18 protein-coding genes are annotated in these 22,222 nt (G+C 49.6%); 17 read left to right on the forward strand and 1 reads right to left on the reverse strand.

Translation table 11 applies throughout. From position 1 onward, the window contains the following. Positions 1-26 precede the first annotated feature (26 nt). From IPP75_05520 to IPP75_05550, 7 genes are all read left to right on the forward strand, one after another. Positions 27-650 carry a hypothetical protein gene (locus IPP75_05520; GenBank protein QQS69340.1) on the forward strand — a complete coding sequence of 208 codons (624 nt, stop codon included), beginning with the start codon at positions 27-29 and terminating at the stop codon, positions 648-650. Continuing rightward, the gene (locus IPP75_05525; GenBank protein QQS69341.1) at positions 640-1,185 is read left to right on the forward strand and encodes a hypothetical protein; all 546 of its coding nucleotides are present in this window, start codon (positions 640-642) and stop codon (positions 1,183-1,185) included. Before IPP75_05520 ends, IPP75_05525 begins: the two co-directional genes overlap by 11 nt. Then, a complete protein-coding gene (locus tag IPP75_05530) occupies positions 1,182-3,173 on the forward strand; it encodes a sodium-transporting two-sector ATPase (protein QQS69342.1) in 1,992 nt (663 codons plus the stop codon). The genes IPP75_05525 and IPP75_05530 overlap by 4 nt, the downstream gene beginning before the upstream one ends. A gap of 67 nt (positions 3,174-3,240) precedes the next feature. Beyond that, positions 3,241-4,146, forward strand: coding sequence for a F0F1 ATP synthase subunit gamma (locus tag IPP75_05535; GenBank protein ID QQS69343.1), 906 nt, complete (start codon positions 3,241-3,243; stop codon positions 4,144-4,146). Between the two features lie 124 nt (positions 4,147-4,270). Beyond that, positions 4,271-5,587 carry a F0F1 ATP synthase subunit beta gene (locus IPP75_05540; GenBank protein QQS69344.1) on the forward strand — a complete coding sequence of 439 codons (1,317 nt, stop codon included), beginning with the start codon at positions 4,271-4,273 and terminating at the stop codon, positions 5,585-5,587. 10 nt (positions 5,588-5,597) lie between these two features. Next, positions 5,598-5,912: a F0F1 ATP synthase subunit epsilon gene (locus IPP75_05545; protein QQS69345.1), complete on the forward strand. Its 315-nt coding sequence runs from the start codon at positions 5,598-5,600 to the stop codon at positions 5,910-5,912. A gap of 62 nt (positions 5,913-5,974) precedes the next feature. After that, positions 5,975-6,649: a hypothetical protein gene (locus IPP75_05550; GenBank protein ID QQS69346.1), complete on the forward strand. Its 675-nt coding sequence runs from the start codon at positions 5,975-5,977 to the stop codon at positions 6,647-6,649. A 97-nt stretch (positions 6,650-6,746) separates the two neighbouring features. On the opposite strand, the gene IPP75_05555 is transcribed toward IPP75_05550, so the two are convergent. Then, positions 6,747-7,748: a hypothetical protein gene (locus IPP75_05555; GenBank protein QQS69347.1), complete on the reverse strand. Its 1,002-nt coding sequence runs from the start codon at positions 7,746-7,748 to the stop codon at positions 6,747-6,749. 293 nt (positions 7,749-8,041) lie between these two features. On the opposite strand from IPP75_05555, the gene IPP75_05560 reads away from it, so the two are divergent. The 10 genes from IPP75_05560 (at position 8,042) to IPP75_05605 (ending at position 22,177) form a co-directional block, all read left to right on the forward strand. Continuing rightward, positions 8,042-8,800, forward strand: coding sequence for a hypothetical protein (locus IPP75_05560; protein ID QQS69348.1), 759 nt, complete (start codon positions 8,042-8,044; stop codon positions 8,798-8,800). 303 nt (positions 8,801-9,103) lie between these two features. After that, positions 9,104-10,348, forward strand: a complete 1,245-nt coding sequence (locus IPP75_05565) for a hypothetical protein (GenBank protein ID QQS69349.1) — start codon at positions 9,104-9,106, stop codon at positions 10,346-10,348. A gap of 164 nt (positions 10,349-10,512) precedes the next feature. Next, positions 10,513-11,757 (forward strand): hypothetical protein, encoded by a 1,245-nt coding sequence (locus tag IPP75_05570; protein QQS69350.1) that lies wholly within the window; start codon positions 10,513-10,515, stop codon positions 11,755-11,757. A 121-nt stretch (positions 11,758-11,878) separates the two neighbouring features. Continuing rightward, positions 11,879-12,847, forward strand: a complete 969-nt coding sequence (locus tag IPP75_05575) for a hypothetical protein (GenBank protein ID QQS69351.1) — start codon at positions 11,879-11,881, stop codon at positions 12,845-12,847. A 170-nt stretch (positions 12,848-13,017) separates the two neighbouring features. Continuing rightward, a complete protein-coding gene (locus IPP75_05580; protein ID QQS69352.1) occupies positions 13,018-14,010 on the forward strand; it encodes a DUF916 domain-containing protein in 993 nt (330 codons plus the stop codon). Between the two features lie 69 nt (positions 14,011-14,079). Further along, entirely contained in the window at positions 14,080-15,000 is a 921-nt protein-coding gene (locus IPP75_05585) for a hypothetical protein (GenBank protein QQS69353.1), read from the forward strand. A 395-nt stretch (positions 15,001-15,395) separates the two neighbouring features. Then, a complete protein-coding gene (locus IPP75_05590; GenBank protein QQS69354.1) occupies positions 15,396-16,574 on the forward strand; it encodes a tRNA-specific 2-thiouridylase in 1,179 nt (392 codons plus the stop codon). 134 nt (positions 16,575-16,708) lie between these two features. Beyond that, positions 16,709-19,087, forward strand: a complete 2,379-nt coding sequence (locus tag IPP75_05595) for a hypothetical protein (protein ID QQS69355.1) — start codon at positions 16,709-16,711, stop codon at positions 19,085-19,087. Positions 19,088-19,177: 90 nt separating this feature from the next. Beyond that, complete coding sequence (locus IPP75_05600; GenBank protein QQS69356.1) at positions 19,178-21,130, forward strand: alanine--tRNA ligase; 1,953 nt, start codon at positions 19,178-19,180, stop codon at positions 21,128-21,130. A gap of 234 nt (positions 21,131-21,364) precedes the next feature. Beyond that, on the forward strand, positions 21,365-22,177 hold the full coding sequence (locus tag IPP75_05605; protein ID QQS69357.1) for a hypothetical protein: 813 nt from the start codon (positions 21,365-21,367) through the stop codon (positions 22,175-22,177). Positions 22,178-22,222: the final 45 nt, after the last annotated feature.

A 22,222-nucleotide genomic window follows, 5' to 3' on the forward strand; every position in this document is an offset into this window, starting at 1 on the left:
AAGCATATAGGGGTGGGGACGCATATATGACAATTTGGCAGCTGGCACTGATACTCGGGAGCTTACTGGCAGCGACTCTGGCTTTCATATGGCTCGCGGTGCGTATGGGTACAACCGGCGGCAAGAAAAAAGGAAATGACAATGCCGATATAGAAAAAGCTGCCGAAGAAGATGTGGAGCACATATTCAACGACACCTTCCGGGAAGAGCTTCGCAACAGGGGTCGTCTTCACTTCGAGAAGATTATTTCCGAAAATGCTATGTTTTTGCAGCAAGATCTTCGGCTCACCACCAGCCAGCTAAACGAATACATGAAGGAAGAGATTACTAAAAATCTCAAAGATGAATTCGCAAAATACGAACAGTCCATTAACGACGCTAAACAGCTTGCCATAGACTCTATTCAGAAGACAAACTCTGCCATAGAGGAACAGCGCGCCCAGCTAGGTCAGCAGGTACAGGCGCAGATTGTTGCCGAGAAGCAGCAAATGGTTGAGCGTTTCGAGCAGAATATGACCGATATCATCAACCATTACGTGCTTGCCGCTATAGGTGACCAAATTGATTTGAACGACCAACTCGAATACATCTTGGCTGACCTTGAGGCAAACCGCGAAGCTATCATACAGGATATAAATCATGGTGCCTGAAACTCAGGCGGCACCAGTTTTGCCGGTAGGGGTTGTCGGTATGATTGACCTGGGCCGGCTTATACGTGAACTCGAACGACTTGAAGCAGCGATGACCAGCGACAAGATTCGGACCGGTGCGGACGTGCAGCTTCCCAAGCTGAGTGCTCTGATGGACCAGCTGGCCGAAACAAACAAACTCGATTTGCGTGACCCGCATGCTCGAAAAAGCCTGCTCGAGTTTTTGAAACTACTCCGTAAAGAAGCGCCGAAAATACATATGAGCTTTAGTGCCGACCCTACTCCTGAGTTTCTTGCCAAACTACTCATGTGGCTGCGGGCACATGTACACCCGCATGTGTTAGTAGCGGTTGGTTTGCAGCCGGGCATTGGAGCGGGTTGTGTGCTTCGTACCACAAACCGGTATTTTGATATGTCACTCGGGAAATCATTTGCCGACAAACGAGAGCTGCTAATGAAGCGGCTACGGGAGTCAAACGCCCAACCCGCCACTGCCACAATGCCTGCACCACCGGTGGTCGAGGGAGTATCATGAGTTTTAGTAACCAACACTTTGAAAAATTGGTCGAATCTGGCAAGCCGGTTGGTGAAGTGATTGGTGTTGATAAATTCCTCGTGCAGGTTAGCGGCCTCCAGCCCTCTGCCCTTCATGCTCTCGTTATGTTCGAAGACGGGAGCAAGGGCTTCATAAACCAAATTCTGGAGGACCATGTGCTGGTGCTGCATCTTGGTTCGGAGCCGTTGCGCGTCGGCATGGTAGCGGTTTTGCAGCATCAAGAGCTTGTATGTAAGGTTGGCAAGGACTTTGTGGGTCGGGTTGTCTCGGTAACTGGCGACCCCCTGGACGGCAAAGGACCAGTTCCGGCCGACGCAACATGGCCGGTCTTTAATACCGCGCCGCCCCTGTACACCCGTAAGCTCGTAGAAGACCAGCTTGAAAGCGGCGTGACGGCCATAGATGCTCTCTTTCCGATGGTGCGCGGTCAGCGCATGGCTCTGCTGGGAGACAGTAAGTCGGGTAAAAGTACTGTGGTTACGCAGCTGGCGATTAACCAAAAAAATACTGACCAGATTGTGGTTTACTGCCTTATTGCGAAGCGTCGTAGCGATGTCGATACCCTCCTCACGCGCCTGCAAGATAACGGCGGTATGGAAAAAGCTATTGTTGTTGTGAGCACCATGTTTGAGTCGCTCATTATGAGCTACATTGCACCGTACGTGGCATGTGCTATGGCCGAATATTTGTGGCAAAAGTGCGACCAAGACACCATTATTGTCTACGACGACCTGACCAGCCACGCCCATGCCTACCGCGAAGTTGCGCTGCTTTCTGGGGTGAGTCCGGGGCGAGATAGCTACCCTGGCGACATGTTCTATGCCCATTCTAGCTTGCTTGAGCGCGCTGGGCGTCTTGACAGCACGGGGCGGTGTCTTACCTCTATTCCGGTCGTTCATGCGGCCAATGGTGATATTACTGCCTATTTGCCGACAAATATTATGTCTATTACCGATGGTCAATGGATTCTTGATATGGATACGTTCCGAAATGGTATTCGCCCAGCGCTCAACATCGGCCTGAGCGTGACGCGTGCCGGTGGTGTCGGCCACAACAAGCGCCAAAAAGAGCTTGCTGCGCAAACGCTCAAAATGCTCGCGAGCTACAGACAAGCCGAGGAATTTTCGCACTTCGGTTCGGAGCTTGGCCCTGAAGCCAAAAAGGCGCTTGCCACCGGTAAGCGTGTGTTTGAACTCTTGACGCAGGCGCCCGGAGACACCTTCTCGCTTATGGCGCAGCAGCTTATGCTCGATATAGTACTGAACCTTGAAGACGGCGCAGTACTAGATATAAATGCCCTCAAGCTAAACGCCAACGACTTTGCTAAGAAGGTTGAAAAAGACGAAGGCTACCAGAAGGTTCACGACATGCTTGCCGGTGAATGCGTGAAGAACGCACCAAAACCGGTCGATACAAAAGAACCAACGGCAGACAAGCCCGATGCACCAAAAGACGCCACTGACACCAAAGCAGATGCCGCAAAAGACGGTGAAAAGTCCGAAAAAACCGAAGAAAGTAAACCAGATGCTTCGGATAAAGCAGCCACTCCTGCCGAAGAGCATGATACCTCGCCCGTAGAAAAACCAGCAGAGAGTGATTCCGAGGCCTCCACAGATAGTGCGCCGCAGCCAGAGCCAGTTGCCGAGCAGCCGGTAGCGCCCGCCCCAACCCCAGAAGAGCATTCAGATAGTGCCGATACGTCACCGCCAGCGCCTATTGCACAACCAGAACAGACACACTCGGACGAACCGGCGCACCCGCTGTTCAAGAAGCTGCTAGGCGGGAAAAAGCATGAGGATAAAAAAGAAGAACCGAAGGCTACCGAACATACCGAGACAGCGAAACCCGAAAAGACAGAGGAGCAAAAAGTTGACGAAATGATGTCTGTTGAGCTTGAAAAGCAAAAAAACAAGGCAGCGACAAATGGTCACGTCATGGATGCGGTAATTCCGGAGAAAAAACCATGAATGACCAACTACCAACTACCAAATTCCAATACATAAATTCCAATGAGCTTCATTTGGTAGTTGGTAGTTGGTATTTGGTATTTGGAGCGACCAGGGGGAGCGACCGGTGAGGCGGCCAAATGAAATCGCCAAAGATGAAGCCAGCATGGCAACACTAGTAGAGTTAACCAGTGTGTTTGAGGGTATTGCCAGTATGCGCATCGCCCAAACGAAAAATCAGGTTCTTGAGTCCACTAAATTCTTTGATGAAATCTGGAAAATCTATACCCAGCTTCGTGTCGACAGCCTGTTTAGCTTTGGGCGAGATGAAGGCAAGAGTCATACCATAATCGATAAAGAGCTTTATATTATCATTACAGCCGAAGGTGGTTTTAGTGGTGACATTGACCAAAAACTCGTGCAGTCCATGCTCGATAGTTACGATAAAGACAAGAACGACATCATTGTCATTGGGCATCACGGCGCGATGCAGCTTTCGCAGCGAGGTGTTTCCTTCCGGAAGTATTACAAACTGCCCAGTAAAGACAAAAATATCAATGTTGCGCCCATTATTAAGGAAGTACAAGAGTACAAAAAATGCAGTGTGTTTTACCAGCAATATATATCCCTCATGAACCAGGAAGTGAAGCGAATCTCGCTTTCTATGGCGGTCAAAACTGCTGGTATGGCAAGTGATAAACCCGATGAGGTTATTAGTGAGGCAAACTATATTTTTGAGCCGTCTAGTTTCGCCGTTGCTTCTCACCTCGAGCGTTCTATGATGAAAATTGCGCTTGGGCAGTTGATACTACAGTCGAAGCTGGCTCAGTATGCTTCGCGTTTCCGTGCTATGAGTGCCTCGCACCAACGAGCCGACGAAGAAAAAGCCGACCTGCACCTTGCTTACAACCGGGCGCGCCGCGGCGTGAAAGACGAACGTCTAAAAGAGATTATCAATGGCATGAAAAAGAGTAAAGCAGGAGTGGCAGCATGAGTGGCCAAATACCAAATACCAAATACCAAATACCAAACAAATTCCAATACATAAATTCCAATGAGCTTCATTTGGAATCTGGAATCTGGAATTTGGAATTTGAAGCGACCGAAGGGAGCGACTTGTGGCTGGCGTAGTAGTTTCCATAAAAGACCTCGTTGTGCGCGTACAATTTGACGCAGACCCACCCGAAATCAACGAAATACTCGCGGCCGACAACGAGCAGAAAACGCAACTGCTCGTCGACCATCTTGAGGTCGGCGGCATTGCCTTTTGCCTCAATGTGCGAACAGACAGGAGCCTCCTAAAGGGCGATACGGTACAACGCACCGGCAAAGGGATTGAAGTGCCGCTTGGTGAGCCAACCATTGGCCGCATTCTTAACGCCCTTGGCGACCCGCTGGACGGCCAGCCGGCCATTGGCGCCGACGAAGCAAAACGCAAAGATATCATGAAACTTCCGCCCCGGAGTAGTAATTTTACCGTGGCCAAACCAGAAATTTTGGAAACAGGCATAAAAGTCATTGACTTCCTGACTCCTTTTGTAAAAGGGCGAAAAATTGGGGTAATTGGAGGTGCCGGTGTTGGTAAAACCGTGACTACCATGGAGCTTATAAACAATACTGCCCAAGGCGGCGGTAAGAGTGACGGTAGCCTTTCTTTCTTTGCCGGCATTGGTGAACGTATTCGTGAAGGACACGAGCTGTGGGATACACTGCGCGAAAACGACCTGCTTAAGAACACCGTTATGTTCTTTGCGCAAATGAACGAAAATCCGGTACAGCGTTCACTCATTGGTGTGTCGGCAACAGCTGCAGCGGAACATTTTCGCGATGAACTACACAAAGACATATTGTTTTTTGCGGACAACATGTTCCGTTACATTCAGGCCCGCAACGAACTTTCGACCATTTTGGACCAGGTGCCAAACGAAGGTGGATATGAGCCTACTGTTTTCTCGGACGTGAAAGTTCTTCAGGACCGCTTGAGCGCGAACGAAAACGGCTCCATTACTTCGGTGCAGACTATTTACGTCCCAGCCGATGATATCTCTGACCCGGCAGTGCAATTTATTCAGCATGAGATGGACAGTATTATAGTGTTGTCGCGTAAAGTGGCCGAACAAGGCGTGCGACCGGCAGTTGACCTAACGCTTACAAACTCTAGCCTACTCACGCCGGAGATTGTTGGCGAACGACATTACCTCCTGAGTGTTCAGGTGCAAGCCCTGCTGCAGAAGTATGAGTCACTCAAAGGCATCATCGCCATTATTGGTGAAAACGAACTGAGCCCTGCAGACCGAGCTGACTACGCCAAGGCTAAAAAGCTCATTACCAATTTCTCCCAAAACATGAATGTCATGACAAAACACAACGGCATAAAGGGCGATTACTTCACGCGCGAGGAAACCCTCAAGAGCATCGAAGAAATAATCATTTAGGTAGCCCAGTATGCAAGAAGACCAAGTGAAGCCAACAGAGGAAAAAGAAGCATCCCAGGCGAAACAGGGCACCGCGGACAGCACCTCCATGTATGTAAAGGTCTATGCGCCGTACAAGGTATATTTTGATGGTGATGCCGAAAGTATCAGTGCGGCGAGTCAGACAGGTCCCTTTGACATTTTGCCGAGGCACCACAATTTCATCACGCTCCTTGTGGCGTGCGATATCATTGTCCGTACCAAAACCGGCGAAGAAAAAATCCGTATACAGGGTGGGATTATGCATGTTAAAGCAGACAGTGTCATTGTGTTCTTGGATGTGTAGGCCAACACCGGTGTTTCCGGTGCTTTTGGTCAACTATGGTATAGTACAGGCGGGGACAGGGTATGTATCAGCTCGATAGACAGTTACACAAACATACAAGACTTAAAAAGCGTCTCTTTTGGTTGTTCGTAATACTTATTATTGTTGGGATAGTGTACGGCTTAAACAATCTCAGACTTTCACCGAAACAGGAAATTAAAAGCACACCGTCTCTTAGTAGGTCTTACGGCGCAAATACGCTAAAGATGGAGACATTTGAAAAACCTGAAGTTATGTTTCAGGCTCCAAGCGGGTGGAAAGAAGTGCCCGTGACCCAGTCAACGCATACTCCCAATTACATGTATATCCATGACTCGGACGGTCAGGTGCTGGAGATATTTATCAATAAAACTCCCCAAGGCTTAGGCATAAACCGGGCAATCGTTGTCTATGGCGGCTCGGCTACCATCTCACATGATGTCGTTTCAGAAAATTGTACTACCTTCACAGAGGCAAGCAAGCGGGATGCTAAGACCGGCCTTGCTCCAGCAAAATGGCAAGAGGTAGATTTTTTGTGCGATATGGCAAACCCGAGTCGGGCCGTTGTGGGGACAATATCAAAAGATGGGAGCAATTTCTTCACTATCAAAACCGACAGCGGTAAGGAATATGCAGTGTTCCTAAAGTATACTGACAGTGCAATAAATCCAAGCTATAGTATTTTCTATAATATACTCTCGAGCATGCGTTTTCGTTAGAATTTTTTGGCGTTTTCAAATGTGTAGGCAGCAAACTGTCGAGGGTCTGTACAAATAATACTTTGTATGACACGTAAGACGAAACCGTAAGTCCGGACTACTCCACAATGAAATAATCAAACCCAAAGCTGGCGTTTGCGGGTGGGTTGTTTGCGGCGCAAATACTAAAGTTCGAAGCACTACGGTTTACATAGTAGCCGACAAGGGCGGCATTTGAGCCGACAGGAGTCGCAATTACATTTGGTGTGGCATTATACTTTTGAGTGAAGTTGACGGTAATAAAACAGCCAGCCACGGGACTGGTCCCAGTGTTTATATTGACACTTCCAGCGGTGTCGGAGCCGCTGAGCGCGACGGTACCGCCGCCTCCGAGGGCTGGCCCGTTGTCCCTGTCGGGTGTAGAACCGCCAATGACAATGTGGCGAGTAAGCGTAAGACTGCCGTTCATCTGCAGGGTGTTTACGGTGATTGCTGGCGCGGATATCGTCCCTCCAAAGGTGGCGCCACCCGCAACGCTCAGTCCTTTCTGGACGGCAAGCTGACCCTGAATGCTTGTATCGCCTGCTACGTTTAGGCCTTTGTTTACCTGGAGTTGTTCGAATATGCTATTACCCGACACGGTTATTCCAGGCACGCTAAGACTTCCTCCAACCTGAATTGCCCCTGCAACCTCTAGGCTGTCACGTATGAGTACCTTGCCAGCAAACACAGCATTACTTTGCACGCTCAGAATTTGTTTCGGCTGACCGACTGTTACGTCACTGGTTGCGAGCTGCTTGAGTGTATCTTGACTGAGGGATTGAGTTTGAATGGTGCTTTTTTCTTGTTTTTTGCTGTTGAGATATGTAATAAGAATTATTCCACCCGCAACTGCAAGCAAGAATACGAACAACAACAAATAAATATTCACTTTTCTGATGAATTGCTGGACAAAAGAGCCCTGTTGGGCTGATGCCAAAGGCGTATCGTCTATTTTGCCAGCCGAACTCGCACTGTTTTCGAGACTGTTGTCGTCCGCGCTCGTCTCAAGAGAGCTGCTGCTGCCGGCAGACTCGAGACTTTTCGAATCCTCACCGTTCTTTTTTTCATCATCTGCCATGGGGCTTTTCTCTTATGCTTATACTGATTTAATCATACAGCACGAGCCGTTTAAAAGGAATAATATTGTTGCTTAAGACCTCCCCGCAAAATAACTCCGCAGTCCATAACGCGCCCTTTTTGTCCCAAATAAATCAATAACCTTCGCATCGTAACAACGGTTACGATTTGTCGGCTATTGCCAATTTGAAACAAAAATCATCGCGTTCTGGATATACGGCGTATTCTGCAAGAGGTCTTTTGTTTGCATCGAAACACAAAATGCGAGAAAATAAGCGTGAGTAGAATACTATTATGAAAATACAAACATTATTTCGGATTTCCCTCGTCTCGATTGTACTCGCAACTAGCTGGAGTGCTACGGCCGTATTTGCGCAACAGTCATCTTCCTCAAGTTATCAGGTCAACGAAGTCTTTTTTGGTACTGGCGGCGAACTGAACGCCTGTTCTGGGAGTTATTGCTCGAAGCAGTCAGCAGGAGAGCTTACGGTTGGTAATACGAAAGGAAGCGCGTTTCAGGCTCAGGCTGGTTTCAACACCGACCGAACTCCATGGCTCGAGGCTTCAATTGTAGGTTCGCCAGATGTTGACCTCGGCGTGCTAGACACAGGCTCAACGAAAACAGGCACTGTTCAATTCAAGGTAAAGTCGTATTTGAGTAGCGGTTACGTCGTGCAAATTGTCGGTGCGCCACCTACCAACAGTGGTCACCAGTTAGCGCCGATGTCGGGAGCTGCATCTAGTGTTGGCAGCGAACAGTTCGGCATGAACTTGCGTGCGAATAATCTTGCGACAGCATCACCAAATGCGTTCGGAACCGAACCGGTCCATGACCCCGACTACCCCACTGAGCCCTTTAGTTTTGGCACAGTTTCTGCTGCTTATAATACGGTGAACTCATTTAAGTACAATTCAACAGATACAATTGCCTCGTCTGTATCTTCATCAAGCTATACAATCTACACAATTTCTTATATTGCGAATATATCTGCCGTCACCCCAGGCGGTACATATTCCACCGGACAATCTATCGTTGCAACGGCAACCTTTTAGGCGGTACGTTGCTCCTGCCTGTGTTTTCATCAAGCCGTAGCGCAACGCTCTGCACCCGAAACAAAAAACAAAGCTTGTCTATGCGAGCCATTAGTATTTGAACACAATGAATAGGGCCATATTTGGGTAACTTAAAATAGTCGAAGCGAAAAGTGTTATATATATTATTAACAACGTTTAGCATTAATTTTTACAACAAAGTATGAATTTTCTCTGTAAATATTCTTGCAAGATTGTAAGAGGAGTGTTACATTGATGATGTAAATATTAATTAACACGTTACAACATTAAGGAGATTTACCTATGAATATCAACTATAAGTCGCTACGACGCCCGACGGCCGCCCTGATGGCGCTGGCGCTCGTAGTTGGTAGCGCCGTACCGGTGCTGCAGCATGCATTAGTGAGTGCAGCACAGTTTTCAGATCGCTCCATCAAGCTCAGCGACTCTACACCATCAGCCACTGGTGTTCAGTATCAACTAACTTTTACGCCAGTCGCAAATGCGCAGGAGCTCATTGTTGACTTCTGTGGTGACACACCGCTCATTGGCGCAACATGTGCATTCTCTGCCGCCACAGTACCAACTATCTCAAGCCCCACGGTAGACACCGGTAGCGTCGCGACAGTTGGGTCTGGTAGCCCAGTTCACACTGTGCTTGTCACCGGCCTCACCTTGACAGCAGCGACACCAATCACTATTACGTTTACTGGTGGGTTCACCAACCCAACAACTGCAGCAGGAACATCATTCTATGCTCGCGTACTTACCTATGCTACCGGTAACGGTTCTGGGTATTCACCAGCCAACACCACCGGTGGTGCAACTACCACGGGTACCTATGTTGACTACGGTGGTATTGCTATGAGCACAGTCCGACAAATTAGTATCACGGCTCGCGTTATGGAAACACTGACCTTCTGTGTCTCTGGTGTAAACATTGACGGTACCGGTGGTGCAAGTGTCGACGAATGTGCTGAGTCAACCGCTCCCGCTCTCGAAATTGGTCAAGGTACACCAAAAGTACTTGACGCTGGCTCCATTGACGCCGCTACGGCCTACATGCAGCTTTCTACAAACGCAACCAGTGGCGCCATTGTCCGCATGAAAGCCACGAACACCTGTGCAGTTGCTGGTCTCACGACCTCACCTCCTGCTGGTACTTGTAACATCCCTGGCATCAACGGTGGTGGTAACGGTAGCACACCTGTTAACCTCGTCGCTGGCACCGCTGCCTTTGGACTCTTTGTCTCAGACAGTCGGACAACCACGGGTGTTGCGTCGAGCACCGGTACAATCACGGCCGACGCGAACTACAACGATGGTACGCATGAGAACGAAGGTACCCCAAGCACCATCTACTACGGTATGGACAACCGCAACACAACAGAAGGTGTCAGAAGTACCTACGGTGACCCAATCGCCTCTAGTACTGGTCCAGTCAGCCGCATCAATAGCAACCTAGTGTTTGCTGCCACCCCAAGTCTAACGACTCCAGCCGGCATCTACACAGGCAATGAGATACTGATTGCGACGGGTACGTTCTAGGGTCTACAGATAGAGTAGAATATACAACGTATGTAAGGAGAAGCCGGTGCGCAACGAGCGTATCGGCTTCTCGCTCCTATAGTTTTATACTTGAAAAACTAGCCGCAAGCGTGATACGATGCCGAGGTTAACACCTAAAATAAAAACTATAGGAGAACAGTGTTATGCAAATAAATAATAAAATAATTGGACGCAGCGCGGCGTTCCTGTCGGCCTTGGCATTGCTGGCGGGGGCAGTCATGCCGCTTTTGCAGCAATCTGTCGCGAAAGCCGCGCAGGTGACGACCCGCTCCATCAAGCTCAGCGACTCTACACCATCAGCCACTGGTGTTCAGTATCAACTAACTTTTACGCCAGTCGCAAATGCGCAGGAGCTCATTGTTGACTTCTGTGGTGACACACCGCTCATTGGCGCAACATGTGCATTCTCTGCCGCCACAGTACCAACTATCTCAAGCCCCACGGTAGACACCGGTAGCGTCGCGACAGTTGGGTCTGGTAGCCCAGTTCACACTGTGCTTGTCACCGGCCTCACCTTGACAGCAGCGACACCAATCACTATTACGTTTACTGGTGGGTTCACCAACCCAACAACTGCAGCAGGAACATCATTCTATGCTCGCGTACTTACCTATGCTACCGGTAACGGTTCTGGGTATTCACCAGCCAACACCACCGGTGGTGCAACTACCACGGGTACCTATGTTGACTACGGTGGTATTGCTATGAGCACAGTCCGACAAATTAGTATCACGGCTCGCGTTATGGAAACACTGACCTTCTGTGTCTCTGGTGTAAACATTGACGGTACCGGTGGTGCAAGTGTCGACGAATGTGCTGAGTCAACCGCTCCCGCTCTCGAAATTGGTCAAGGTACACCAAAAGTACTTGACGCTGGCTCCATTGACGCCGCTACGGCCTACATGCAGCTTTCTACAAACGCAACCAGTGGCGCCATTGTCCGCATGAAAGCCACGAACACCTGTGCAGTTGCTGGTCTCACGACCTCACCTCCTGCTGGTACTTGTAACATCCCTGGCATCAACGGTGGTGGTAACGGTAGCACACCTGTTAACCTCGTCGCTGGCACCGCTGCCTTTGGACTCTTTGTCTCAGACAGTCGGACAACCACGGGTGTTGCGTCGAGCACCGGTACAATCACGGCCGACGCGAACTACAACGATGGTACGCATGAGAACGAAGGTACCCCAAGCACCATCTACTACGGTATGGACAACCGCAACACAACAGAAGGTGTCAGAAGTACCTACGGTGACCCAATCGCCTCTAGTACTGGTCCAGTCAGCCGCATCAATAGCAACCTAGTGTTTGCTGCCACCCCAAGTCTAACGACTCCAGCCGGCATCTACACAGGCAATGAGATACTGATTGCGACGGGTACGTTCTAGAAGTACAATACGAGGAACGGTGGAAAGGTCTCCTATGTTCAATCGTTCCAAAATACAAAAAGGTGTTTTCTCTCTACTACTCCTTCCAGTTATGCTGGGGGGAGTAGTCTTTTGGGTAAATATGGCCCAGGGGATTCAGCTACAGGTTCGTTCAGTTAAGCTGTCAAACTCTGTAGTAAGTGCGACGACTCGATACGAGGTTTCGTTTGTCCACCAGAGCGCTTCCTCGGTTGGGAGTGTACGTTTACAAGTGTGTGCCAATGACCCGTTGATTGGCCAACCTTGCACACCACCAACGGGTTTTAGTGCAACGGGAGCTGTCCTAGAAGTGCAAACGGGGATAAATGGCTTCACAATATCTCCAGCCTCGACAGGTAATGAAATAATCCTAACGCGAACGCCGGGTATTCCCCCCGCCAACACCGCGGCATTGTATGAATTTTCAAACATCGTCAATCCTAGCAGCGCAGGAACGTATTTTATTCGGGTAGAGTCATTTGCGTCCACAGATGCAACCGGTCCTAATCTTGACTATGGCGGCCTGGCGTTTAATATTAACCGCTCATTAAGCATTAACGTAACAGTGCCTCCATTTTTGCTCTTTTGTACGGGAGTGACAATCCAGCCGTATGACTGTGGTACCGCAACAGGGGCATATACAGATTTTGGCGACTTTTCTCCGACGTCTACGAAAACAGGAAAATTGCAAATGCTCGTTGCGACGAACGCTGAGTTTGGGTATACCGTACGAGCATTTGGCCCGACCCTTACGTCTGGAGTGAATACAATTACACCACTTGCAGTACCAGATGTATCTCGGCAAGGTGTGAATCAGTTTGGTATGAATCTTCGAGCTAACGTGAACCCATCTGTGGGACAGGAAGTGCAGGGAAGCGGTGTGGCAACCATTGGTGCGGGATACAATACCCCAAATAGTTATAAGTTTGTTTCCGGCGATGTTATCGCAAACTCAACAACATCAGATGCCTATCGACTATATACCATAAGCTATATAGTCAATATTGCGAATGGACAGGCGCCTGGTATATATGTGACAACGCTACAGTATATTGCACTCGCAACATTCTGAGCTGGCTTTCTTGTGCATACGTCAAAAAGGCGAACCACGTTCAGTGAACGTTTAGGGGCGAGACATAATGCAAGCACACGATGAGCATATGGTAAAAATAACAGCGACAATACATTGTAAAAAACTCCGTTTCTGTTACCATAAGTGCAAAGACTAAAAAGAGGGAAGCCATGCGCAATTTTATTAAACTTGTATCAATCGTTATTGCAGTGGTCGGGGTTACGGCTAGTCTGGCTATTCAAAGCGCCAGCGCCCAGACACAAGATGGTGGTAGTGGTATTTTTATTTCTCCCGTTAGAACAGAACTAGTCATTGCGCCCGGTGAAACAAAAACAGTAACGGTGACCGTAAAAAACGTAACCAACTCGAACACAACATACAAGGCAATCGTTAACGATTTTATTGCCGGTGACAACGAGCTTGGACAGCCGGCCCTCATCCTTGATGATGATAAATATGCTCCTAGCCATAGCCTAAAGCGTCATATTGCGGCTATTCCTAATATTTCGGTAAACGCAGGTGAATCCAAAAACGTAAAAGTAAGCGTAACTATACCAAAAGATGCCGCAGGTGGCGGATATTTTGGGGCAGTCCGATTTTTGGCAATAAGCGGCAAGCAAGGACAAAACATTACTCTTTCAGCAAGTGTAGGTTCGCTCATTCTCGTTCGTGTACCTGGTGATATTCGAGAGGGCATGACGCTAGCCAGTTTTGACGTAAGGAAGAGCGAAACGGCAAATAGCGGGAGCGCGTTCTTTACGAGCAATAAGAATTTGTATGTGATGGCACGTTTCAAGAACACCGGAAATGTTCACGAGCAGCCCTTCGGGAAGATTATTTTGCGAAAAGGTGACAAAGTCTTGCAAACGACAGAAATAAATAACACCGACCCCAAGGGCAATGTATTGCCAGATAGCATAAGGCGGTTTAGCATAAAGCTTGACAAAGTTGGCTCATGGGGAAAATATACGGTTGAAGGAAATTTTGGGTATGGGACCACGGGGCAGCTGATTAGCGGGAAGACGAGCTTCTTTGTACTTCCTCTTGTATTGATTGTCATAGGTTTAGTGCTGCTTGGGCTTATAATCTTTGCGATTTTTGGTTTGCCGAGAGCAATAAAGCGCTATAACGCCGGTGTCGTTCGTCGGGCTGGTCGTCGCTAGAAGACACGTCTGGTCGCGGAGCTCATTTTCCGGTATGCTTGAGGTATACCATAAGCATAGTAGTCATTTATGAGACACATTACACAGAAACTTTTACCAACTGCCGTGCTAAGCTTGCTGCTTGTTGTTGGCACCGTTGCAACGGTACATGGACAAATTGGTAGCCCCAACCCCCAACAAAGTGGCACTACTGGTTTGCAGGGAAAAGTTTCGAGTCCACCCCCAACAACGCCGGCAACCATTACAACCCCCACATCGGGCCGTAGTTTCAACACAACCCCTATAACAGTTAGTGGTCTCTGTAAAACTGGTCTGCTGGTAAAAATCTTTAGCAACAACATTTTTGTTGGTTCGGCGGATTGCGCCGGGGGGAGCTACAGTATACAGGTTGACATTTTTGGCGGGAGCAATGAGCTTGTTGCCAAGGTATATGATGCGCTTGACCAAGAGGGCCCTGAGAGTAACAAAGTGACGGTTACTTTTCAGGACACCCAATTTGCTGCTTTTGGGCAGCGTATTACTCTTTCTAGTAACCTTGCTAAGCTTGGTGCTCCCGTTGGCTCACAGTTAACATGGCCAATCATTCTTAGTGGTGGTACCGGACCCTACGCCATAAGTGTCGACTGGGGTGACGGCAGTGCGACAGACCTGAAGAGTCAGCCATTTGCCGGCACATTTGATATTACCCATACCTATAAATCCGCTGGTATATATCGGGTGGTTGTAAAAGCGACCGATTCTACCGGCGCGACTGCTTTTTTACAGATTGTTGGTGTTGGAAATGGGCCTGTTACCCAGAGCAGCACAGGAAGTAAAAATGGAGCAAACGGTGGAGGGGTCACAAAAGTTGTATATATCTGGTGGCCGCTACTGCTAATGGTCCCACTCATTATTGCTATGTTCTGGGTTGGTAAGCGTTACGAGCTGACAGCCATCCACAAGCAGCTTGAGCAGCAGGCGCAGCTATACAACAACGAAATCCAACGCTAAACCGACCAAGCTCTTTTGCCGCAAAAACAAATGCGGGCCTTCGCGCCCGCCAGCCGACCAGGACCTTTTGCTGCCAAAAGGTCCTGGACCTAAAACCAGGCCAAAAGCTCCACCTCTTGGTCAGCTAGTTGTTCGTTTTGACAACTGACGCGACAACTCGTTCAGCCAGGATTGCCACTGGCATTCCTAACTTCACTCAAACAAGTCGCGCCACCTGTCGGAAGTTGTCAAAGCCGACAACAGCTGAGCCAGGAGGTTACGCATGGCCACCACTAAGCTATGTCGCTAGCGCGACGATTCCTGGCGGCCTGCGGCCGCAACTAAGCCCTATGCCCCCACCCAAAAACACTTGACCGCACTTGTCACTTACTACTTTATACTCGATACTTATTCCCATGAAAGTATTCGTTGGTATGAGCGGCGGTGTGGATAGTTCCGTAACAGCGGCGCTCTTGAAAGAGCAGGGCTACGACGTCACGGGAGTCTATATGAAGAACTGGAGTAAAGACTTGCCTGGCATGCTCTGTCCGTGGAAAGAGGACTATCAGGACGCAAAGCGAGTGGCGGTGCAGCTCGACATTCCCTTCAAGCTCTACGATTTCGAGACCGAATATCGTCAGCGAGTAGTTGACTATATGCTTGACGGCTATCGCCGGGGCATTACGCCAAACCCAGATATTATGTGTAACCAAGAGGTCAAGTTTAAGCTTTTTCTCGAGGCAGCCCTAGCCGATGGCGCAGACATGATTGCCACCGGACACTACGCCAGGATTATTCATAATTCGGCAAATTCCAAATCACAAATATCAAATACCAAACAAATTCTAAATTCTAAATTCCAAATTCCTGACGCCCAACAACCAACTACCAACTACCAACTACCAACTACTAACTACCAACTACCAACCTCCGCGTCGCTGCATACTGCCGCCAATACCGCAAAAGACCAAACCTATTTCCTCTACCGGGTCACGGAAGACGCTCTGCGCCACAGCCTCATGCCCATTGGTGAGTTCTCAACAAAGGCGGAAGTACGCGCCGAAGCGGAAAAACGTGGTCTAGCCACAGCGGGTAAAAAAGACAGCCAAGGGATTTGTTTCATAGGTAAAGTAGGGATAAAAGATTTTCTTATCCATGAACTCGGCGAACAGCCCCATGGCGATATCGTAGACCAAAACGGGGTACGAATTGGCGAACATGACGGAGCCATCTTTTACACCATCGGTCAGCGCCAAGGGCTGGGGGTGGGCGGGGGCCTGCCATACTACGTCACCGGCAAAGACATGGCGAAAAACGAAGTCTACGTCACCACCGACATCCAAGACTCGAGTCTCTGGCGCGATAGCCTCCAGCTTGCTGAACTGCACTGGATTAACAATGCGCCAACAGAAGGAAAAGCGTACTCTGTGCGTACGCGCTACCGCGCCGAGCTCATTCCAGCTCGTTTCACCTGGGATACCCAAAAAAACAGGGGTGAACTTCACCTGGATAGCCCTGTTCGCGCCATCACTCCCGGCCAATCGGCTGTTCTGTATGAAGGGGATGCCGTACTCGGCGGGGGCATCGTGGCGTGATGCCAGTTACGCAGTAAAATTTGCAACACAACAGAGATGTTATTTGTGCCACTTGACGGGCATATTTTGGTTTGTTACCATAAGCATGTACTTCATCAAATAAACAGTACAAAAATTAAAAAAGGTCGTCTCTCATGGTTTTTGCGTTATCTCACGCACCGTTTCGGGTTAACCGTTTTGTCTATATGGCAGCGGTACTAGGTTGGATGCTTCTTGGTGTCTGGATGCCGGTAGCCTTTGCGCAGTCCTCTGAAGAGCTGGTGGCTCGCAAACCATTCATTGCGACGAGCATTGATGGCATGGTGCTTACCAAAGACAAAAATGGTGTGCCACTGGCAGTGACTATGCCTGCGGGTATTAATGCGCCGCTGCAGGTGATAAATCTTCGTACCATGCAGCGAGTCTATAGTGCCGAGCAGCGCGTTGATGGCGTATTTGTGACCGCTCGGGCGTATGCAAGCTTACCGAACCGCCATGTGCTTGTAGGAACAAGCGCTGGCTATGTCTACGATGTTGACCCAGATAAACTGACTGTTAGCGAGCAGGAACTGCCAGGTTCTCCACGGGTTTCCTTTACCGACGCTGTAGTAGCCGATGGTGGTGCGGCGTACTTTGTGGCGCAGACACAGTCCACAAGCCGTTTGTACCGATACAGTGCCGGAACCGGCGCGTGGCGTGATGCAGGGGTATTGCCGCAGGCCGAGGGTGGTCTGGCGTATGAAGAAGGCAAACTGTACAGTGCGAACGGACTCGGCATACTTAGTATAGACGCCCAATCCGGCGCCCAAACACCACTTGCTGTCCAAAATCTCCCCGCAGGAACGACCTCGCTGCGGGTCGAAGCAGCGTACGGTGGATTTCTGTACCTCGCAACACAATCTCAAACAGTGGTGTATGACCTAGCCCAAGCAGCTGTTGTTGACCAGCGGGCGTTATCTGGAAATATTGCTGGTTCGCTCCCGCAAGAGACGGTTGTGACGGTACCAGCTGCGGCGCCTACAGTGGCGCAACCCGTAGCGGAAACAAACCAGCCGACCACAACACTACCGGACACGACGAATACACCCACAACTGGCACCTCGGGGCAGCCCAAAAAACAAAACGACCCGAAGCCGACGCAAACTCAAAATCAGTCTCAGACTCAGACGCAGAACAATGAACAGGCAAGCGAAACAGATTCTGCCCAGACTCCTGGCGGACAGACAGGGCAGACAGAAGCGTCCTCTGTCACTACTACGGTAACTATGGTGCGGCCACCAACGGTATATTTCGGTGCGCTTGGTTCGTACGACCCAACCACAAAGGCGTTCAGACAGGCGGCGAACAGTAACGATATGCAGCCCGTGCGCGGAAACTGCTGGCTCGATGCAACGCGGTGCGTTGTCTATAGCCGCAGCGGCAGGCTAGCTGTCGCAAATACCACAAACCGGGGCTTAAAAATTGCCGCACCCTCGCCCCTTTTAGGTGGTTTTCAGCCTGTTACGGCGCTGGCAATCGCACCTGACGACACGCTTTATGCTGCATCGGGTGCTCAGCGGGCAGCCGTACTTGAAGCAGACAGAGATAGGTCAGAAGCTCGTAAGATGGTTGCACAGCCGCAAGGAGCAGTTGCAAGTATGGTTGCGCTTGAAGGGTCAGTTCTGGCTGGCACGACGACGGGTATGATTGTACGGTATGATGCAGGCACGCAGACCACAACACCTAGTTTTGGCGGGCCGGTTAGCTTAGGCGCTGGAACGGTGAGTGCTCTTGCGGGTGCCGCGAAGGGACAGGTTGCATTTGGGGTGAGTCAAATGGGCGCAAAGCCGAGTGGTTCTGTGGGGGTATATGCCACAGCAAAACAAGCCGTGTCTTTACCTGCGCAAACAGTGCTAAACGACCAATCTATTGCAAGCCTTCTGTATCATAACGGCACACTGTATATAGGTGGTAGTGTAGGACCGAACGCTGCGGGTGGTGCGGCACTTGTGGCCTATGACCTAGAAAAGCGGACACTCAAGGTGAAAACCGTGCCAGTCGCGAGCGCAAAATCTATCACCAGCATGGTAGTTGGTCCTGGGGGCAAGCTATATGGTTTAGGAGGAGCAACACTTTTTGAATTCAATCCTCAAACACTGGGTGTTGCACGTACGAGGCTCTTTAGCAACGGGGCCGGGAGTGCTAGCAACATTGCGAACCGTGCCGGACAGCTAGTAGTTTCTGTTGGCGGCAGGGTACTCAGTGTAGACCCGACCACATTTGCTGACACGTATGTGGCTGAAGGTTCACAGGTGACAGTAAATTCGCTGGGTGATGTGTACTATAGCCGAAACGGAGGTATCTACCGCGTGCTCGCCCCCCGGGAGGCGGCCGCAGCGGCCGGAAGCACCGAACCAAGCTCGGGAATAGGGACGGGGAGTATACCAATAAACATGAAACTTGGTGTCGGCACCATACTCGCAGGCCTCCTTATCGCGGCAATCCCTGTGTTTCGGCTGTTCCATAGGCACAATGTGTATTATGTTCGTCGTTAAGTCTGCGGTGTTTGCAAATAACATGCTCGTACGTGCAGGTTATTTGCAAGGTATGGCCGAAATAGGGGGCGGGTTGGTATACTACAGCGTATGAATGCACAAGATATACGTAAGGCGTACTTGCACTATTTTGCTCAGCGTGGCCACGTGGTCATTCCGCGGGCACGGCTAGTGCCCGATAACGACCCGACCACACTCTTTACGGGCAGTGGTATGCAGCCGCTACTGCCGTACTTGCTAGGCGAGGCTCACCCGAAAGGCAACCGGTTGGTTGACAGCCAAACCTGTTTGCGTGCCCAAGACATCGAAGAAGTTGGCGATAACCGCCACACAACGTTTTTTGAGATGCTTGGCAACTGGAGTCTTGGTGATTACTTCAAGGCCGAGCAGCTGCCTTGGTTCTGGGAGTTTTTGACGGACGTGGTCGGGCTCGACCCCCAGAAGCTATATGTCACCGCGTTCATTGGCGACAGCGCAAACAATATACCAAAAGACACCGAATCGGCCGAAATCTGGCAAAAACTATTCAAGACAAAAGGCATTGAAGCCAAAGCTGTCGACATAGGCTCGGAGGCAGATGGCTACACCAAAGGCATGCAGAGCGGTCGAATTTTCTTCTACGATGCGAGCAAAAACTGGTGGTGCCGTGCTGGTAAAATTGCCGACATGCCTGCGGGCGAACCAGGTGGCCCCGACAGCGAAGTATTTTACGAATTTGATTTTATACAGCACGACCCAAAATGGGGTGAACACTGTCACCCGAACTGCGACTGTGGCCGTTTTATGGAGATAGGTAACTCAGTGTTTATGGAGTATGTGCGTACCGAAGCTGGCTTCGAGAAGTTGCCAGCACAAAACGTCGACTTTGGCGCTGGCCTTGAGCGCATCGCGGCCGCGCAGCTCAACTCGCCTGATATGTTCAAAATATCTGTCATTTGGCCGATTATAGAAAAGCTAGAGACAATCAGCGGCAAGACGTACGATAGCCACACCGAAAGCATGCGTGTGATTGCCGACCACCTCCGTGCCGCTACCTTCTTGGCGGTCGATGGTGTGACGCCGAGCAATAAAGAGCAGGGCTACGTTATGCGCCGTCTGCTGCGCCGTGCCATTCGCTTTGCCTTTGACCTTGGTATAGAGCAAAACTTCCTTGAAGCAGTTGTGCCAGTGATTGCAGATATTTATGAAGTGGATTTTCCCGAAGTTCGTGAAAACCGTGAAAACGTTATTGCCATCCTTGTGAAAGAAGAAAAAACCTTTCGCCAAACCCTCCGAAACGGACTAAAACATTTAAAATTGATTGCAAGTACCAAAGAAGCACCCATTAGTTCACTCCCAAGTGTAGAACAATCTGAACTTACATATATAAAGCTGGAGGGAAGACATATATTTGAACTGTACGACACGTATGGTTTCCCGGTTGAACTGAGTGTTGAGGAAGCATTTAAACAGGGAATTGAAGTAGATGAAGGTTGGCGTGAACAATTTGATACCAGGATGCAAGAACAGCGTCAGCGAAGCCAAACGGCCGCAAAAGGTACGTTCAAAGGCGGGCTAGGTGGACACACTATGCAGCACAAACGCTACCACACCGGTACGCATTTGCTACAAAGTGCCCTACGCGAAATTTTTGGGCCAGAACTGCGCCAGCACGGCAGCAATATCACCGAAGAACGGTTGCGGTTTGACTTTAACCTCGACCGCAAAATGACCCCAGAAGAAATCAAACGCGCCGAAGACCTCGTAAACCAGTGGATCGCCGAAGACCACCCCGTGAAATTTACCGAGTACCCAACCCAAGAGGCGCTCGATATGGGAGCAATCGGCCCCTTTGGCGAACGCTACGGTGATACGGTTAAGGTGTACCAAATGGGTACAGACGACCACATAGTTTCACTCGAAATCTGCGGTGGCCCGCACGTTGACCACACCGGCCAGCTTGCTACCGATGACGACGGCAAACCAAACGGTAAACACTACAAAATCCTCAAAGAAGAAGCCAGCTCCGCCGGCATCAGAAGAATTAAAGCGGCGATGGTATAGCCTACGACGGTATAGCCTACGACGACCCTTCGCTCGCGCCTACAGACAGAGACCTTTGGACTCTTCTGGCGTAACGGCCGCTATGGTCTGACCGAGAGTCAAACTTTCCGACAGTAGATATCCTTAACCACCAATTACCTTGAATAAACTATAATTTAATATTGAAAAACGTGCACGAATAACGTATTGTATATTTTATAATGTTGAATTCTTATCTTATATGAGGAGAGTCAAATGATTTCATTTTCCAATCGTGATCCAGCGCTCACACAGCCCAAGATTGTCCGCCCCTATGAAAGTCTTCCCTTCGTTGATGCATCCGAGGAAATAATAGTAGATGGTCCAATTGCTACAGCTCTGTCAGTACATACTCAGACTACGGCAGATTCAGTTCCTGGGGAGATTTTATCTATTCGGACGGGAGAGGGTGTTGTATTCGGCCGAACATACCAAATAGGAATAAGAGCGGCTTTTATCGGTCAGAAAGTAGATTTAACACCGGTGGATGACAAATTTGACCCTACACTCGACTTACGGCGAAGCATAGATGCGAGAAAAACTGGCGAATGGTTTGAACATGTCTATCCTTTCGGAGAAGCCGACCCTGAGAAAATCGCTGGTAAGCTCCAGCCGTTGGCCGATTTCGCAAAGAGTAGCGGGACTTTCTTCGTAGCGGCATGTATAGACGGTGCGTGTGTTGTCATGCCTGCCGTACGCGATAAGTCATGGTGGTCGCAAGGAGTTTCCAAGCGTTACGCAGCATATGCAAACGCCACTGATGGCAACGGACAGCTCGCTACTCAGGCGATGATACTGATTGATCCGGGTGAGGAGAGCGGATACACCGACTCTCAAGAAATAGGAGTCATGGACAAAGATATCCCCCGAGGCCAGCTTGCTATAGATATTGATGCTGGCGGAGTTGTCGTAGAAACAGTCGAAAGCGGCTTCGACAGAACTGGTGGCGCACGCGTAATAGCACGGACAGTACGGCCGACAGTCTATTACGATTACCTAACCGGTGACAATGCGACGGTAATGCGATAGAATTTCTGTTTTGTTTCACTCAGTAAGTTAAATATGCATGAGCTT

This window comes from Candidatus Saccharibacteria bacterium, assembly GCA_016700375.1.
In the GTDB taxonomy this organism is placed as follows: domain Bacteria; phylum Patescibacteriota; class Saccharimonadia; order Saccharimonadales; family UBA4665; genus JAGXIT01.